The organism is Rhizobium sp. CB3171 (genome assembly GCF_029714265.1).
Classification (GTDB): Bacteria; Pseudomonadota; Alphaproteobacteria; order Rhizobiales; family Rhizobiaceae; genus Rhizobium.
The window spans coordinates 2,738,716-2,754,939 of sequence record NZ_CP121653.1; the positions used below are offsets into that span (position 1 = coordinate 2,738,716).

The window sequence follows — 16,224 nt, forward strand, 5'->3', positions numbered from 1 at the left end:
ACCGACTTCAGACGTCCGGCCTCATCCTTCGCGGCCTGCACGGAATTCCTGGTAGCGGATCACCCCATTGATGCCGAGCCAAGCGAATGGCTCCGGCGGAATCTTCGAGGGCGCTGGATTGTCCATGAACTGGCGAAGTTCGGGCGAAATATTCCTGGTGGCAAGATCGACCACCATGATACCCGCCAGCGTGCTTTTCACCGTACCGAGACCGTTCTCGCAACAGGCGGAATACAGCCCTTCCTCTATCTCTCCGAACGCGGGCGCATGGTTCCGGCTCAGGCATAGACGGCCGGACCAGGTGTGTTCGAAAGGCAATCCCGTAAGACCGGGGAATCTAGCGTCGAAAGCGCGGCGATGGCCTTTGGCCATCTTCATCATGCGGGACTGCGATGCCGTGATGGTGGTCTCATAGGTATATTTGGTGCGGATGACGATGCGCGATTGGCCGTCCATGGTGAATTTTCTGAGGGTCGCCCCCATGGAATCTGCAGGTAGCAGCGCCCACCGGTCTCGGCCCGAAACAACGCAACCTTGCTGGTCCGCCGGAAAGGGGGCGGTCATCGATGCGTAGGCGAAGATATGCATCAATCGCCGGCTGAAATGCCCAAAATCCTCGATATGGCCATTGACGCCGAGGATGACGTTTGGTGCCGTGACGGTGCCCCGCGACGAGGTCGCCGTCCAAACCCCGTTTTGCCGTTTCAGCGACGTCACGGGTGAATTTTCGAAGAGATCGACCTTGGTCGCGAGACCGGCTGCGAGTCCCCGGATGTAATCGGCAGGCTGGATCGTTACCGCACCCGGCGTGAAGAGGCCCCCTTGGTAATACGAGGTTCCCGCAAGTTCGCGCATTTCGACCGCATCGAGGAAGGTATGCGGCTCGCCATTGGCTTTCAGAGAGTGCCCGAAGCTCTCATTGAGCTTCATCCCGCGCTCAGTCGCGGCTGCATTGATCTTGCCCGATCTATTGAACGTCTCGGCCGACATGCCAAACTCTTCGGCTATGTCAGCCGCAAAACCGATGGCGAACCGGTTCTGTGCCATTTCCACTCTGGAGGCGTCGGCACCACCACTGGCATATTCTCCGGATGAAAGATTATGCGGGACGTCGATCATGAAGCCGGAGTTTCGTCCCGCGGTATTCACGGCGACCTCCCGCGCATCGAGTACGACGACCTTGTCGCCAGGCCTGACTTGTGTAAGGCGCCGGGCCGCTGACAGCCCGGCAAATCCTGCACCGATGATCACCCAATCGGCGGTGACATTGCCCTCGAGAACGCGGACGGGGAAGGTGCGCTTGCTGATCGCAGTCCACCCCGACACGCCGTTCTCCGCGGGAAGCCGCTTTACCGTCTTCTCAATCATCGGATGGTCTCGTCGACGGAGCGATCGGAGATGTCGATCCAGATGGTCTTGAGTTCGCAATAGTTGTCGTGTGCGAAGATCGACTTGTCGCGGCCGCCGAAGCCGGATTCCTTGTAGCCGCCGAACGGGGTCGTCGCGTCGCCTTCGCCGAAGCAGTTGACCGTGACGAGGCCGGCCCGGATGTCGCGCGACAGGCGGATCGCATGCTTCAGGCTGCCGGTATAGACCGATGCCGTCAGGCCATAATTGGTGTCGTTGGCAAGGGCGACCGCCTCGGCCAGCGTGTTGAAGGTCGTCACCGACAGGATCGGCCCGAAGATCTCTTCCTTGAACAGCCGGCTGGAGGAGGTAACGCCGTCGACCACCGTCGGCTCGACGAAGATGCCGCCATGCGTTTCGCCGCCATGGGCGATCGTCAGCTTCTCGCTTTTGACGTCGTCGAGGAAGGAGGTGACCTTCTCATAGTGGTTCTTGCTGACGAGAGCACCGACGCGGTTTTCCGGATCGAGCGGATCGCCCGTCTTCCACTCGCGCATATAGGCACCGATGCGCTTCAAAAGCTCGTCCTTGATCTTGGCATGGACGATGAGGCGGGAACTGGCGCTGCAGTTTTCGCCCATGTTCCAGAAGGCGCCATTCACCACCTGCTCGGCGACGAGATCGAGATCCTCTGCATCCTCCAGCACCACGGCCGGGTTCTTGCCGCCGCATTCGAGCACGACCTTCTTCAGGTTGGAATCGGCGGAATAATGCAGGAAGCGCCGGCCGGTCGGCGTCGAGCCGGTGAAGGCCACCATGTCGACATCCATGTGCAGGCCGAGCGGCTCGCCGACCTCCCGGCCGCTGCCGGTGACGACATTGAAGACACCGGCCGGGATGCCGGCTTCATGCGCAAGTTCGGCAACCCGCAGCGTCGTCAGCGTCGTCTCCTGCGCCGGCTTGACGACGACCGAGCAACCGGCAGCCAATGCCGGGCCGATCTTCCAGGCGAGCATCAAAAGCGGGAAGTTCCAGGGCAGGACGCAGCCGACGACACCGATCGGCTCGCGCACCACCATCGCCAGCGCATTCGGGCCGACCGGATTGGTGTTGTCATAGAGCTTGTCGATTGCCTCGGCGTGCCAGCGAAGGGTGTGGATGGTATCGGGCACGTCGACGGTCTGGCATTCGCGAACCGGCTTGCCGCTGTCGAGGCTTTCCATCACCGCCAGTTCATGGCGGTTGTCTTCCAGCAGCTTGGCGAACTTGATCAGCGTCGCCTTGCGCTCGCCGGGCGACAGTTGCCGCCAGCGGCCATCCTCGAACGCCTCTCTTGCCTTGAGGACGGCGTAATCGACATCGCTTGCATCACAGGCGGCAACGTCCGCCAGAAGTTCGCCGGTCGCCGGATTGGTCGTCTTGAACGTCTTGCCGGAATTGGCCGGACGGAAGCTGCCATCGATGAAGGCATTGGTCGGGAACTGAAGGCCGGCGGCGATTGCCTTGTATTCGGCTGCGGTCAAGGGTTCATGCATGATTGGCTCCCGAGGTGATCTGGGCGACCGTGCGCTTCAAGGTGGACACAACGGTCTCAAGGGTTCTTTTCTCTTCGGAGTTCAGTCCGCGCAGCGGCGCGCGGACCGGACCGGCTTTCAGGCCGATGATCTCGCAGCCGTGCTTGATCGACTGGACGAACTTGCCGGTCTCGAGGAAATCCATCAGCGGCAGCATCGCCGCCATGATCGCCCGGCCCTTGTCGAAGTTCTTCTCGATGACACAGGCCTCATAGAGCGCGACATGTTCGCGCGGTAGGAAATTGGAGCCGGCGCAGACCCAGCTCCTAGCGCCCCAGGCGAAGAATTCGAGCGCCTGGTCATCCCAGCCGCAGGACAGCGCGATGTGCGGAAACTTGCGGGCGAGCCGATGCAGGTTGCCCATGTCGCCGGAGCTTTCCTTGATCGCCACCACGTTCTTGGATTTGCCGACGCGGGAGAAATACTCCTCGCCCATCATCACACCCATGCGGGCGGGATAGTTGTAGAGCATGATCGGCAGGTTGGCGGCGCGGTCGACGGTCAGCGCATGAACGGCGTTTTCGCGCTCGGTCGGCAGGGCATAAGGAGGCGACGACACCAGGATCGCATCGGCGCCGATGTCCTTGGCCGCCTTGGCGTATTCGACCGAATCTTCGGTGCGCGTCGCGCCGGTGCCGATGATCAGCGGCAACCGGTTGCCGATCACCTCCTTGGCATATGCGCCGAGCTCGAAACGTTCCTGGCTGCTCTGGGCATAATATTCGCCCGTCGATCCGCCGACGATGATGCCATGCACGCCGGCATCGATCAGGGATTCCAGGACCGCAGCAAACCCGGCCCGGTCGATCTGCCCGTCCGAGCTCAGCGGCGTGATCGCAGGCGTGTAGATACCTTCAAACTTCACGGCAGTTTCTCCAATGATTGCACGCTCGGACCGCCGATCATGGCGTCCGACTTAAGTCCTTGTGGCGCGATGAACATTTCCATGTTCTCGCGGGACAGTTCCCAATGCTCGAAGACCAGGTCGACGACGGCGTCTTCGTCGTGAGCGCTCAAGGCCTCGATGAAGCTGTCATGGTGCTCGACCGCCACCTGCAGGCGGCGCCGCATGTCCTGATTTCTCGGACGGAAGAAGGTGTGCCCGATGCGCGCATGGTCGATCAGGAGCCGGCCGAGGCTCGGCTGCAGATAGACGTTGGCCGACATCTCGCCGAAGATTTCGTGGAAACGATTGTTCTCGAGAACCATCGTAAACGCGTCCATGTCCACGCTGGCCTGGCGAAAACGCTCCTGCGTCTCCTTCAGATCGGCAAGCTGGGCCGGCTTGAAGTTCTGTACCGCGAGGCGGCCGATCGCCGCGTAAATCATCGGCGCAACCAGAAAGAAGTTCCTGAGCGTCGCATGGTTCATCGGAATGACCCGAGCCCCGCGGTTCTCGCGAATATCGATATAGCCCTCCCCCGCCAGCCGCCGGAAGATGTCGCGAACCGGGGTGCGGGAAAGGCCGTAACGCACGCTGAGGCTCACCTCATCAAGATCGGCGTCAGGATCCAGCTCCATCGTCAGGATCTGGCGCTTCAAATCGCCGTAGAGATCGTTCTTGCCACTCTTCACTGAAGACTCCACTGAAAAGAGCTGCTGAGTCAAACCCAGCAGCTCTTAGATGGATCATTTTGCCGCCTTGGCCTCGGCGATCCACTTATCCCAATCGGACTTATGGGCGGCGATCCAATCAGTGGTGTGTTTCATGATCTGCCCGTTCGACTTCTCCCCGTCGTTCACAAGCTTGTTTTCGGCATTGATGTCTTCGATCGGAATCTTCACGAGTTCAAACCATTTCTTCGCCGAAGGGTTCGCTTTGACGAATGCCGTATTCGCGATGACCATTTGGTCGTTCACCGGGAAACCGAGATTCCCAAGGCCAGGCACCGTGGTGTTATCCGTCTTACCATCGGGAAGCTCGGTCTTTTTGACGTTGAGCCAGACGACCTCCTTGCCCGGCCGCAGCACGGCCGACACCCATAGCGGCGTCCAGGTGTAATAAAGCGTAGGCTTACCTTCCTTGATCCGCTCGATCGCGTCAGGGATGATCGTGAAATAGCCGCCCTGCTGATGCTCGACGGTGTCACGGAGCCCGTAGGCGTCGAGCTGGTGTTCGATGACCCGCTCACAGCCCCAGCCGGGCTCGCAGCCATAGAGATCGGCCTTTCCGTTGCCGTTGGTATCGAACAGCTTGGCCTTCTCGGGGTCCTTCAGATCCTCGAGATACTTGATGCCGGTGGCGTCGGCGGTCTTCTTGTCGATCAAATAGCCTTGAAGGCTATTGCTCGTAAGCTTGCCGAGGCGCACGAGTTTGTCATCGCCGCCGCCTTCTTTCCAATAGGCCTCATGCAAGGGTTCCCAGTGCGCTGCATAGAATGTGAGATCACCGTTCGCGACCGCCACATGAGCGAGCTGCACCTGAGTTTGTGTCGGTTCGGCCACGTCGTAGCCTAGTTGCTTCAGCCCCTCCGACACGACATAGGTCTGAAAGAGTTCTTCGGTGATGCCCGACCATGCTGGCATGACCTTATCGGCCGCGGATGCCGCGCTTGTAATCGTTAAGAATGATGCGGCCGCCAAGGCGGCGATCGTCTTGATTTTCATGATGCCAGTTCCCTCTTTTGATTAACGCTCGACCATCCAAAACCGCGCAGCGCTGAGCGTCTTTAGCCCTGCATCTCAGTTCTTCCTCCCGAGGAATGGTCTGATTGGTAACACATGTTTTTCGAATGCAACGCCGCAAAAAAGTAGACCGTCAGGTGACTTTAATGCACTGATCTCCTTGCATTGTTTTAGAAAAAGACGGCGGCCACTAATACTATGGAGCGTTTCGCGCGGCAGGGATTCGACGCGCACTGCGATGCCTAGTCTCCTTCGCTGGCAGCACCTTCTTCATGCGTTCGAGCCTGGTTTGCTGAGGGCTGCGCCCATGCTGAATGCGGAAGCATTTAGAAAAGTGAGTGGCTGAAACAAAGCCGCATGCCACCGCGATGTCGACGATCGGTTTGCTGGTGGCTTCTATGAGCTGTCTCGCTCGATCTAGGCGTAATGTCAGGTAATATTTATGTGGAGAGGTACCAAGATAGGTTTCGAACAAGCGCTCCAGCTGTCGCCTAGAAATCGTCAGGGTATCTGCGATCTGTTGAAGCGAAAGCGGCTCGTCCAAGCTCCCCTCCATCAGCGCGACCGCTTGAGGCAGTTTGTCGCTTGCGCAATAGGCGGCCCAAGGAGACCAACCCGTCTGCCGCTGCGTCCGGTCTCTCGCTCCATCCGAGACATTGCGTTTGCAGACGTCGACCGTAAGGTATGTGCCAAGTGTATGCTCAAGAAGCGCTATTGCGAGATCAAAAGCTGAGGTTTCTCCCGCACAGCTCCATATCCCGCCATCTCCGGTATAGATGGCGTCACTCACCTTGGGTCCGTTGAATGTCTCCGAAAATGCGGCCAATTGCTCCCAATGAATAGTGCACTCAGTGTTGTTCAGCGCCCCCATCTCGGCGAGCAGCCACGTGGCCGTTCCGAGAGCGACCACCGGAATGTTTTGGCGGATACATAGGCGCACCGCACCGGATAGCTCTGCGCACGGCATGAGTTGGCTGATCCCGTCCGCGATCATGACAACCATTTCCGTGCGAGGGGACGATGTCATTTTGGGCATGACGTCGGCGAACCGAAATTGGGTCGGCATCGAGACGCCGAGGCTGGAGGTTTCGGAAATCCCCGATTTGCTGGCGAAGACCCAGCGGAACCTCTGCCGTTCCAAAATCGCGTTGGCCTTTTCGAACGGCGCGAGAAACGAGGATAGGCTGAGCAATGAGAAGCCGGGGAATAGAAGCACCGCGATCGTAGCCGTGTCGCGTGAGTTTCTAGCAGCCGGAAGGGGTGCTATGGTCGCCTGGCCCGCCACGTTTATGGCTCCATCGCCCGCCCACTCCGATATTGATCTCATGTTTGAGTTCCCTTCCGAAAGCGGCCGCTGTCCGAAGTAGTCAATGATCCTCGTTAAGTGCGTCGACCGCCGGGATTTCGCGGCTGCGGCGGTCGATATAGGCGCGCAATGCTTCGTCGACGGATTCCTCAAGCTTCGGTTCCTGGTATTCCGACAGCAGATAACGGGCCTGCTCCAGTGCGCGCTGCTTGATGTCCTTTGAGCCGTCCGCCACCCATTGTTCGATGGAATTGTTGTCGAACAGTTTCGGAATGAAGAACGCCTTTTCGAAGTTCGCCTGGGTGTGTGGGTGGCCGAGATAGTGACCGCCCGGCCCGACATCTCGAACGGCCGACAACGCTTCGTCAAAGTCATCCCACTTGATGCCTTCAGCCATGCGATAACCCATGGCGCAGACCTCGGAATCGACCATGAACTTCGCTATCGAGCAATGCATCCCTGCCTCGTTCCAGCCTGCCGAATGCCAGATATAGTTCGCACCCGACATCAGCACCGCCATCATCGTCATCGCGCTCTCGTAGCCCGACTGGGCATCGAACATCTTGGCGCCGCCCAACAGGTTTGACGTGCGCCACGGGACATTATAGTGCCGCGCCATCTGGCCAATCATGAAATTCATCAGCGAAATCTCGGGCGTTCCGGCCATCGGCGCACCGGACTGCATCGAAACCGTCGAGAGGTAGTGCCCGTAGATCGCAGGGCATCCTTTGCGCACAACTTGAGTGTAGGCTAGCGCAGAAAGCGCTTCGGCGTTGAGCTGGGCAACGGCCGCAGCCGTCGAAGCAGGGGTGTTCGCGCCTCCCAGAACAAATGGAGAGCAGAGAACCGGCTGGTTGCGGCGATTGAACGCTCGCATGGCGCCAAGCATGGTCTGGTCCCAGACAAGCGGCGAGTTGCCGTTGCAGTTGCCGGTGGCGACGGCATGCGTTTCCATGAAATCCGCGCCGAATAGGATGGCACACATATCAAGCACGTCTTCGGCGTTCTTGGGCGATGTCGTCATGCCCATGAACATCTTGTCCGAATACTTCATCGACGAATAGGTGATGTGGAGATGACGATGCGCCACCACGATATCCATCGGTTCAACAATGTGATGCGCGGACGAGTGCAGCGCGGGCATCATGTGTGCTAGTTTGTGGAACGTCCCAAGGTCGGCGATCGTCGGGCCACGGCGGACATCGTCGAGGTCCCGCATATAGGGTGCACCCGTCATTGGCACGAAGATCGACTTCTTGCCGCCGAGGTCGACATTGTTCTCCGGATTCCGGGCGTAATATTTGATCTCGGAGGGAATCGTCTTTATGAGTTCCATGACGAGTGCGCGGTCAAGATGAACCCGTTCGCCCCGCACGTCGGCGCCAGCGCGCTTCCAATCCTCAAGGGCAATTGGGTCGCGAAACACAACGCCCACCTCTTCGAGGATGTCCATTGAAGCGTTATGAATGCGCTCGATCTGCTCCTCGTCCATCGGCTCAATGTTCGGAAGCCCGCGCCTCAATGTGGGAAGCATTTGGAATTTCGGAGTAGTCCACAGCGCCCGGCGAGCGTCCCGGCCGCCTCTTCTTGCCCCAGTGGATTGCACGTTCATAACGCTTGCCCTCCCAATAATGTACTCTTGTGTTCGGAATTCTTGACTATTATGTACGGGAAGCTCAACGCCGCACACGAAATCGAATGATGACCGAGGCTCTTGGAATGACCAAATGCAAAAGTCTCACGTGTCAGTTGACTATTATGCTAGCGTCGCGACTCTTCTCTGCCTTTGGAAGGAGGTGGGCACATGGTTCGCAGGTTTTATGACCTTCCATCACTCACCACACTGGCTGTGTTCGAGGCGTCTGCGCGTCATCTTAGTTTCAAGCTGGCCGCTAGCGAATTGAACGTGACGCCGGGTGCTGTCAGTCGCCAGATCAAGACGATCGAAGAGGAAATAGGAGTTCCGCTGTTTATTCGAAACGGAAAAGGTGTTGCTCTCACCCATGCCGGCGAGGAACTCTACGGCGTCTTGGCCAACGGATTTTCCAAGGCTTCGGAGATGGTCCGTTCGATCAAACGACGCGATCGGGCCCGAAATGTGACGATCGCCTGCAGCGACGCGTTCGCCACCATGTGGCTGATCCCCAGAATGGCTGATTTCTGGCGGCGGCACCCCGAAATCGCGGTAGATCATCTCATTTCGGACGACGCAAAGGACTATCGCAGAGCCGAGGTCGATCTTCGGATACGCTACGGCTTCGGTGCGTGGCTCGACGAAACCGCAGAACTGCTGTTCGACGACACGATCTATCCTGTCTGTGGGCCCGCCTTCGCCGCCGCCCACGAGGGCGCCACCGCGCGCGAACTCGCGGAGCTGCCACATTTGCATGTTGATTGGGTTGATCCCGATTGGGCTGGATGGGAAGAGGTACTACTGCGAGCGGGCATTCCGCACTCGCTGAGTGCCGGACGGCGATTTGGGAAGTTCTTTGTTGCCATACAGGCCGCCATGGCAGACCAGGGTGTCGCAGTTGGATGGGGGCGCCTTGTCCGTCATCTGCTCGAGGAGGGAAAGTTGGTGAGGCTCACCGAATTATCTATCCCAGCGCCAGGTGCCTATTACCTGACTACCAACAACAACCGCGAGCTATCGACTGCAGCTATTGTCCTTCGAGACTGGCTTCTGGAAATGGCTGAGCAGGAGCGCAATATCGTCATGGACGACTTAAAATCGGCCAAAAGACATAACTGGTGAGCCGGACTTCGCCTTGTCCGGCGCCGTAGTGATGCGAAGGACCGAACTTGATGACCTTATCTACGCGGCGCGGCGTCGCAATGTCTCCTTTGACCTGCCGGCCGGCGATCTTGACGTGAATCTTTGGACAGACTTTGGAGCTGGCGTCCGCGAGTGCGCGGCTGCTTTTTGGGCACTTTCGCGGTGACTAGATTGGCGTTGTTGCTTCGGTGCAGTGGCAACCCATGATGCATTCGTAGGCGGCACGATCGGCCGCCGCTTTTGTAGGAAACGATACCAAATTCCCCGACGCCTCTGCGTGTAACGGGAAGATCCGCATCGTTAGCGGTGATTAGGGTCAGTTTCGTCGTAGTCTTCACCGCCGAGTGCCGAAGATGCGACCTCCCAAGAATTGGCTGTCGAAATAAAGTCACCTGGGACGCTACTTTTTTGCGCCGGGTAATCAGCCAACGATGTGATAATTAAACTGATAATCAAATAACGAACTAAATGAGGGAACAGATGGCTGAATGCGGAATTCTCGATCCGTTTGCTTGTAGTAAGCTTCCACTTGCTGACTGGATGACTGTTGGCCTCAGATGGCTGGTGGACAATTACCGCCCCTTCTTCCAGGCCGTGAAGACTCCCATCGACTCGATGCTGCAGTCCTTCGCAACCACGTTGAGCACCGTGCCGCCCACTTTTGTTGTTGTCGTGGTCATGCTGGTCGCCTGGCAAATTGCCGGCTTCCGGCTGGCTATCGCATTGACGGTCACCTTGATCTTCGTAGGCTTCATCGGCGTATGGCCCGAGACGATGCTCACCTTGGCCATCGTTCTGACCTCGCTGCTCTTCTCCATCGTCATTGGTCTTCCGCTCGGTATATGGGCGTCGCGCTCCGATACGCTCTATGCGATCCTCCGGCCCCTGCTCGACGGGATGCAGACGATCCCGGCTTTCGTCTACCTGGTGCCCGTCGTGATGCTCTTCGGGATCGGCAATGTGCCGGGAGTCATCGTCACCGTCATCTTCGCGGTCGCACCGGTTATCAGATTGACATATCTTGGTATGAAGCAAGTCCCGCCTGATGTGGTCGAAGCGATGCGCGCATTCGGTGCGACGGAATCTCAGCTGCTCTGGAAAGCGCAATTGCCGCTCGCCCTGCCGACGATCATGGCAGGTGTCAACCAGACACTGATGATGTCGCTGTCGATGGTCGTCATCGCTTCGATGATCGCCGTCCAAGGCCTTGGCCAGATGGTGCTGCGCGGCATCGGACGTCTCGATATTGGCATCGCGACGGTCGGCGGCCTCGGGATTGTCGCTTTGGCGATTGTGTTGGACCGTTTGACGCAAGCGCTCGCCAAACCGCGAAAAAAAGGTGAATGGCTCACGCGGGGGCCGGTCGGGCTCGTCCGGTCCTTCATGAAAACCTCCCACGCCCATACGGGTCAGGACCTGCCGCAATCGTCGGCCATCAAGAACTGAGGTGGTGCTAATGACCGATGCAGTTATCGAATGTAGCAATGTCTGGAAGATTTTCGGCGAGAAATCGAAAGATGCCTACAAGGCCGTCAATGACCATGGGCTGAGCAAGAAGGATATTCTGGAGCGATATGGTTGCGTTGTCGGCGTCGCAGACGTCTCCTTCACTGTGGGCAGAGGAGAGATTTTCTGCATCATGGGGCTTTCCGGATCCGGAAAGTCAACGCTTGTTCGCCACATCAATCGTCTCGTCGAGCCGACGGCTGGCGTCATTCGCGTAGCCAACCAAGACGTCAACGCTCTCCAAGGACCGCAACTGAGGCAATTGCGGTCCGAAAGCGTGGGAATGGTCTTCCAGAATATGGCGCTGCTCCCACATCGGACCGTGATCGACAACGTCGCGCTGAGTCTTGAACTGCGTGGGATGAGCCGGGACGAACGGCACCAGGTCGCATTAGAAAAACTCAAGCTCGTGAGCCTTGATGGTTGGGGCGACCGCTTTCCAGACGAATTGTCGGGTGGCATGAAGCAACGCGTCGGTCTTGCTCGCGCCATGGCCGCCGATCCGGAAATATTGCTGATGGATGAGCCATTTTCGGCGCTCGATCCTCTCATCAGACGGCAATTGCAGGAGCAGTTCCTCGATCTGTCGAAGGTGCTCAAGAAGACGACCGTGTTCATCACCCACGACCTCGATGAGGCAATCAGATTGGGGACCCACATTGCTATCATGAAGGATGGACGGTTCGTGCAGGTCGGCACCGCAGAGGAGATTGTCACCGAGCCCGCTGATGACTACGTCGCGGACTTCGTGAAGGGAATCTCCCGCTTGGAGCTGGTTTCGGCTGGAAAAGTAATGCGACCCTTCACGGATGCGCAGTCATCCTCAGGTTTGGGTCCGTCCGTGCTCGCAACCGACAAGCTATCGAAAATTCTGCAGATCGCCAAAGAGCACGACGGCGTGATCACTGTCACAAACGGAGAACAACCAGTCGGCCAAATTTCGAGATATGATCTTTTGAATGCGATTGGCGGCTGACTTTAATCAAGCTACTAGGCGCTCCCAAGGCGTTCCCACTTGTCGGATCATTCCTAGTTCCCGGCAAGCGCTTCGCTGGCAATGACAGGCTCATTGCCGGCTTTTTTTATCGGCTCGTACATCACGGCAATGCGGCGGATTAAGTAACTTCGGAAAGCTCGCCTGCGGGGCTTCGCATTTCTCAACATTCTGATTTCGCTAGAAAATCCTCTGTTTTCTTCAGCCGCGCATGACATTGCAGTTTCAAAATTTTTTCCCACTCGCTCTGAACACCGGATCGGTGGTGGCTACGCAACAAAATGCGGCGATGGTGGAAGAGTCCAATGCAGCCTCCAGCTCACTGGCAAACGAGGCTGCCAAACTTCGCGAGCTCATTGACGAGTTCACGCTTGATGACACGACAGAGGCACCGTCAGCTGCTCTCCATCGTACTGTCCGTGCTATGGCCGAACCGACGCACACCAATGAGTCATACCTCCGGCTCGTCCCACCGCAACGTTAACCCAGAGGATTGCTGCAACTGGACCCCGTGCGAGCAATTGGAAACAGTTTTGTGCACTAATGGCTTTCGGACGCGATCAGTTGGCGCGTGACTTCCATGATGCACATTACTGCGTCGACTTCTCACGACGCAAATAACTCTATGTCAATATGTTCGAGAACGGTTCGTCACCCGAAGGCTGCGACAGAGTTTGAGCCGCTGTTCGCTTTACGCGATGCAATTTAGATCAACCCGTGCCCGTTGCCGGTCCAGCGTGCGGCTTTGCCTTTTCGGGCACCGATATCGCAAAGCGACACACGGTCACGTCGCTTTCCGTCCCGTCCATGGTCGCTTTCCAATCCGCATGGGTAGAACGATCGCTCTACCATTTTTCTTATGACATCGAGAAAAGAAAAAATCGCCAGCGACCTCGACCGCCAATTTGCAGAGATGGGTTTTGCCGAGCAAGGCGTTGAAGCGTTGCGGGCGGGAGCCGATGTGTCTTTGCGCACGCTCTACAAGTATTTTCCGAGCCGCGAAGCGATGGTGGTTGGTGCGCTGGAGTATCGCGATAAAGCGTACTTCGACTGGCTCGCGGGCGGACCCGAGAGCGGCGTAGACCACGTCCTACACCCAATCGTTCGGCTTGGTGACTGGTTGCGCGAAGTAGCGAATACAGGCTGTCTGTTTTTGAATGCTTTAGCGGAACATCCCGACAGCGCCCCAATTCGCGACGTGGTCTTGGACCATAAGGAACGGCTTGCAGATGAATTTCGCATTCGTCTTCAAACCATCGCTCCTGACAAAGACATCGATCAGCTCGCCGAAACGCTTTTCCTGCTTCACGAAGGCATGACACAGACCGCGCGCTTGCACGGACGAGACCGAGCGACGGCAGCGGCGCTGCGAGCGGCGAAAGCGGCACTGGCGGCTGAAGGTATCGCCTGAACTCTTGTCCACGAATTCTAACCCCATTGGGAGGCAAACATGAAGATTAAAGAAATTCATATCTATAGCCATGATCTACCCGTGAAGAACGGACCCTATACCATGGCGAATGCCCAGGTCTGGGCGTTGAAGACGACGCTTGTCCGGCTCGTCGGTGTGGACGATACTGTGGGCTGGGGCGAGACCTGCCCAGTCGGCCCGACATATGCGGAATCTCATGCCGCCGGTGCCGTCGCGGCACTCACGGAAATGGCTCCGGGACTCGTCGGCTCGGATGTCTGGCCGCTTGCACTTCAGCGCAAGATGGACAGCCTGCTGAATGGCCATAACTACGCCAAGGCAGCCATCGACATGGCGGCCCACGACCTGATCGGCAAGAAGCTGGGTTTGAGTGTGGCCCAGCTGCTCGGTGGCGCTGCCACCGACAAGGTTCCGTCGTATTATGCGACCGGAGTAGGCACGCCGGATGACATTGCCCGCATCGCCCGCGAGAAGATGGAGGAGGGCTATCCCCGTATTCAGGTCAAGGTGGGTGGCCGGCCGGTGGAAGTCGATATCGAAGTAGTCCGTAAGGTTTGGGAAGTCATCGGAAAATCGGGTATGCGCCTTGCAGTCGATGCCAATCGCGGCTGGACCACACGTGATGCGTTGCGCATCAGCCGTGAATGCCCGGACATTCCCTTCATCATGGAGCAGCCGTGCAACACGATTGAAGACCTGCAGAAAATCCGGCCGCAGGTGCACCATGGCATCTACATGGATGAAAACAGCGTGAATCTCGCAACCGTCATCACGGCTGTCGGCACCGGACTCGTCGACGGCTTCGGCATGAAGGTGACGCGCATCGGCGGACTGCACAATTTCGCGACCTTCCGAGATATCTGCGCCGCCCGCAACCTTCCGCATACCTGCGATGACGCCTGGGGTGGGGATATCATGAATGCTGCCTGCGCGCAGGCAGGCGCAACGATCAACCCCAGGAATTGCGAAGGAGTGTGGATCGCTTCCCCATACATAGAGGGCCACTACGATACCAAAAATGGCGTTCGGATTGAGGGTGGCCATATCGCTCTGCCGAAGGGTCCTGGTCTTGGCGTGACGCCGGAAGAAGGCGTCTTCGGCAACCCAGTCGCCAGCTTTTAAACTAAGACCTGGAGGGTAACATGAGATTTTCAGGCAAATTGGCTCTTGTCACCGGCGCTGCCGGCGGTATTGGCGCCGCTATCGTCAAGCAGCTTCGCGCCGAGGGCGCCCGGGTGGCCGTAGCTGATCGCGATGTGTCCGCAGTCGAGGCGGATGCCTACCTGCCGGGCAACCTGCTGGAGGCATCCTATGCCGACGGCTTGCCACAGGCCGCCTTCGATGCGCTCGGCGGCCTCGATATCGTCGTCAACAATGCCGGTGTCATCACCCGTGGCAAGGTGACCGAAACCACGGATGCCGATTGGGACCTCTCCGTTGGTGTCAATATGCAGGCGCCATTCCGGATAAGTCGTGCGGCAATCCCACTTTTGGCCGCTCGCGGCGGCGGGGCGATCATCAACACCGCTTCGTGCTGGGGTCTTCGCCCCGGCCCGAACCACGCCGTCTATTGCATGACAAAGGCGGCCATCGCCTCGCTCACCCAATGCATGGGCATGGACCACGCCCACCAGAACATCCGTATCAATGCAGTTTGCCCGAATGAGGTCAACACGCCGATGCTGCGCACCGGCTTCATTAAGCGCGGCTTCGATCCGGATACGGCGGTTGCCGAACTTGGGAAGACCGTGCCGCTTGGCCGCATCGCCGAACCGGAGGATATTGCCGATGTCGTGCTCTTCCTCGCTTCGGACGCCGCCCGTTACCTCTGCGGCACGGTGGTCGAGGTGAACGGCGGAAAGGCGGTGGGCTGATGCGTTTCGAAGGAAAGGTTGCGCTGGTCACCGGTGGCCGTTCAGGCATCGGTCAGGCGATTGCCCGGAGATTGCAGGATGAGGGTGCGCGGGTCTTTACCGCGCAACGTGGCGAAGACCAGGAATTCGAAAGCTTTCCGGTCGATTTCGCCGATCCAGCCAGCGCGGGCAAGGCGGTTGAAAGCGTGGTCAAAAACGCTGGGCGGCTGGATGTGCTCGTCAACAATGCGGGCATGATGCAAGAGGCCCTCGCGGAGGACATGACGCTGGCTGATTGGGAGCGGAACATCGCCGTCAATCTCACCACGCCCTTCATGCTGATCAAGGCCGCCCTGCCGCATCTTAGAACTTCGAAGGGCGCCATCGTCAATATCGGCTCGATCGAGGGTCTGGGGTCGAACCCGAAGCACGCGGCCTATTGCGCCTCCAAGGCGGGGCTCCACGGCCTGACGCGCGCAATCGCGATTGATCACGGGGCCGAGGGCATTCGCTGCAATGCGGTTGCGCCGGGCTGGATCGATACGGAACTCAACGTCGGTTTCATCGAGAGCATGCCTGATCCGCAGGCTTTCCGCCGCGAAATCGGGCGAATCCATCCCGTCGGACGGACAGGAAAGCCGGAAGAAGTGGCCGCCCTCGTGTCTTGGCTTGCCTCGCCGGAAGCGGACTTCGTCACAGGTCAGGTCTGGACCATCGATGGTGGCCGCATGGCAAAGCTCAGTCTACCCTGAGCGCATGCCGGATGGCACGCGCGGCAGAGATGTTCAGCAACCAAACTCTAGGGTGCTTT

At 58.4% G+C, this 16,224-nt stretch carries 14 protein-coding genes; 7 read left to right on the forward strand and 7 right to left on the reverse strand.

All coding sequences use genetic code 11. The features are described from left to right. Positions 1-21 precede the first annotated feature (21 nt). The 7 genes from QA648_RS31600 to QA648_RS31630 all read right to left on the reverse strand — a co-directional run bounded on the left by QA648_RS31600 (position 22) and on the right by QA648_RS31630 (position 8,464). A complete protein-coding gene (locus tag QA648_RS31600) occupies positions 22-1,368 on the reverse strand; it encodes an FAD-binding oxidoreductase (RefSeq protein WP_283052921.1) in 1,347 nt (448 codons plus the stop codon). Further along, positions 1,365-2,882: an aldehyde dehydrogenase gene (locus QA648_RS31605; protein ID WP_260304528.1), complete on the reverse strand. Its 1,518-nt coding sequence runs from the start codon at positions 2,880-2,882 to the stop codon at positions 1,365-1,367. The genes QA648_RS31600 and QA648_RS31605 overlap by 4 nt, the downstream gene beginning before the upstream one ends. After that, entirely contained in the window at positions 2,875-3,786 is a 912-nt protein-coding gene (locus tag QA648_RS31610) for a dihydrodipicolinate synthase family protein (protein ID WP_283052924.1), read from the reverse strand. Before QA648_RS31610 ends, QA648_RS31605 begins: the two co-directional genes overlap by 8 nt. After that, positions 3,783-4,442 (reverse strand): GntR family transcriptional regulator, encoded by a 660-nt coding sequence (locus QA648_RS31615; RefSeq protein WP_260305270.1) that lies wholly within the window; start codon positions 4,440-4,442, stop codon positions 3,783-3,785. The genes QA648_RS31610 and QA648_RS31615 overlap by 4 nt, the downstream gene beginning before the upstream one ends. A gap of 108 nt (positions 4,443-4,550) precedes the next feature. Continuing rightward, complete coding sequence (gene proX, locus QA648_RS31620) at positions 4,551-5,528, reverse strand: glycine betaine/L-proline ABC transporter substrate-binding protein ProX (RefSeq protein ID WP_260304530.1); 978 nt, start codon at positions 5,526-5,528, stop codon at positions 4,551-4,553. Positions 5,529-5,742: 214 nt separating this feature from the next. Next, positions 5,743-6,873: a helix-turn-helix domain-containing protein gene (locus QA648_RS31625; RefSeq protein WP_283052926.1), complete on the reverse strand. Its 1,131-nt coding sequence runs from the start codon at positions 6,871-6,873 to the stop codon at positions 5,743-5,745. A gap of 40 nt (positions 6,874-6,913) precedes the next feature. Continuing rightward, the gene (locus QA648_RS31630) at positions 6,914-8,464 is read right to left on the reverse strand and encodes a trimethylamine methyltransferase family protein (RefSeq protein ID WP_283052928.1); all 1,551 of its coding nucleotides are present in this window, start codon (positions 8,462-8,464) and stop codon (positions 6,914-6,916) included. A gap of 192 nt (positions 8,465-8,656) precedes the next feature. Here QA648_RS31630 and QA648_RS31635 point away from each other — a divergent pair, with 192 nt between their 5' ends. The 7 genes from QA648_RS31635 (at position 8,657) to QA648_RS31670 (ending at position 16,165) form a co-directional block, all read left to right on the forward strand. Further along, the gene (locus QA648_RS31635; protein ID WP_260304533.1) at positions 8,657-9,607 is read left to right on the forward strand and encodes a LysR substrate-binding domain-containing protein; all 951 of its coding nucleotides are present in this window, start codon (positions 8,657-8,659) and stop codon (positions 9,605-9,607) included. 501 nt (positions 9,608-10,108) lie between these two features. Then, positions 10,109-11,074 carry an ABC transporter permease subunit gene (locus tag QA648_RS31640; protein WP_260304534.1) on the forward strand — a complete coding sequence of 322 codons (966 nt, stop codon included), beginning with the start codon at positions 10,109-10,111 and terminating at the stop codon, positions 11,072-11,074. Positions 11,075-11,084: 10 nt separating this feature from the next. Next, a complete protein-coding gene (locus tag QA648_RS31645; RefSeq protein ID WP_283052931.1) occupies positions 11,085-12,110 on the forward strand; it encodes a betaine/proline/choline family ABC transporter ATP-binding protein in 1,026 nt (341 codons plus the stop codon). An 877-nt stretch (positions 12,111-12,987) separates the two neighbouring features. Beyond that, the gene (locus QA648_RS31655) at positions 12,988-13,539 is read left to right on the forward strand and encodes a TetR/AcrR family transcriptional regulator (protein ID WP_260304537.1); all 552 of its coding nucleotides are present in this window, start codon (positions 12,988-12,990) and stop codon (positions 13,537-13,539) included. A gap of 39 nt (positions 13,540-13,578) precedes the next feature. After that, on the forward strand, positions 13,579-14,682 hold the full coding sequence (locus tag QA648_RS31660; RefSeq protein WP_260304538.1) for a mandelate racemase/muconate lactonizing enzyme family protein: 1,104 nt from the start codon (positions 13,579-13,581) through the stop codon (positions 14,680-14,682). 20 nt (positions 14,683-14,702) lie between these two features. Continuing rightward, a complete protein-coding gene (locus QA648_RS31665) occupies positions 14,703-15,434 on the forward strand; it encodes an SDR family oxidoreductase (protein ID WP_260304539.1) in 732 nt (243 codons plus the stop codon). Next, on the forward strand, positions 15,431-16,165 hold the full coding sequence (locus QA648_RS31670) for an SDR family oxidoreductase (RefSeq protein ID WP_260305271.1): 735 nt from the start codon (positions 15,431-15,433) through the stop codon (positions 16,163-16,165). The genes QA648_RS31665 and QA648_RS31670 overlap by 4 nt, the downstream gene beginning before the upstream one ends. The last annotated feature ends 59 nt before the right edge of the window (positions 16,166-16,224 follow it).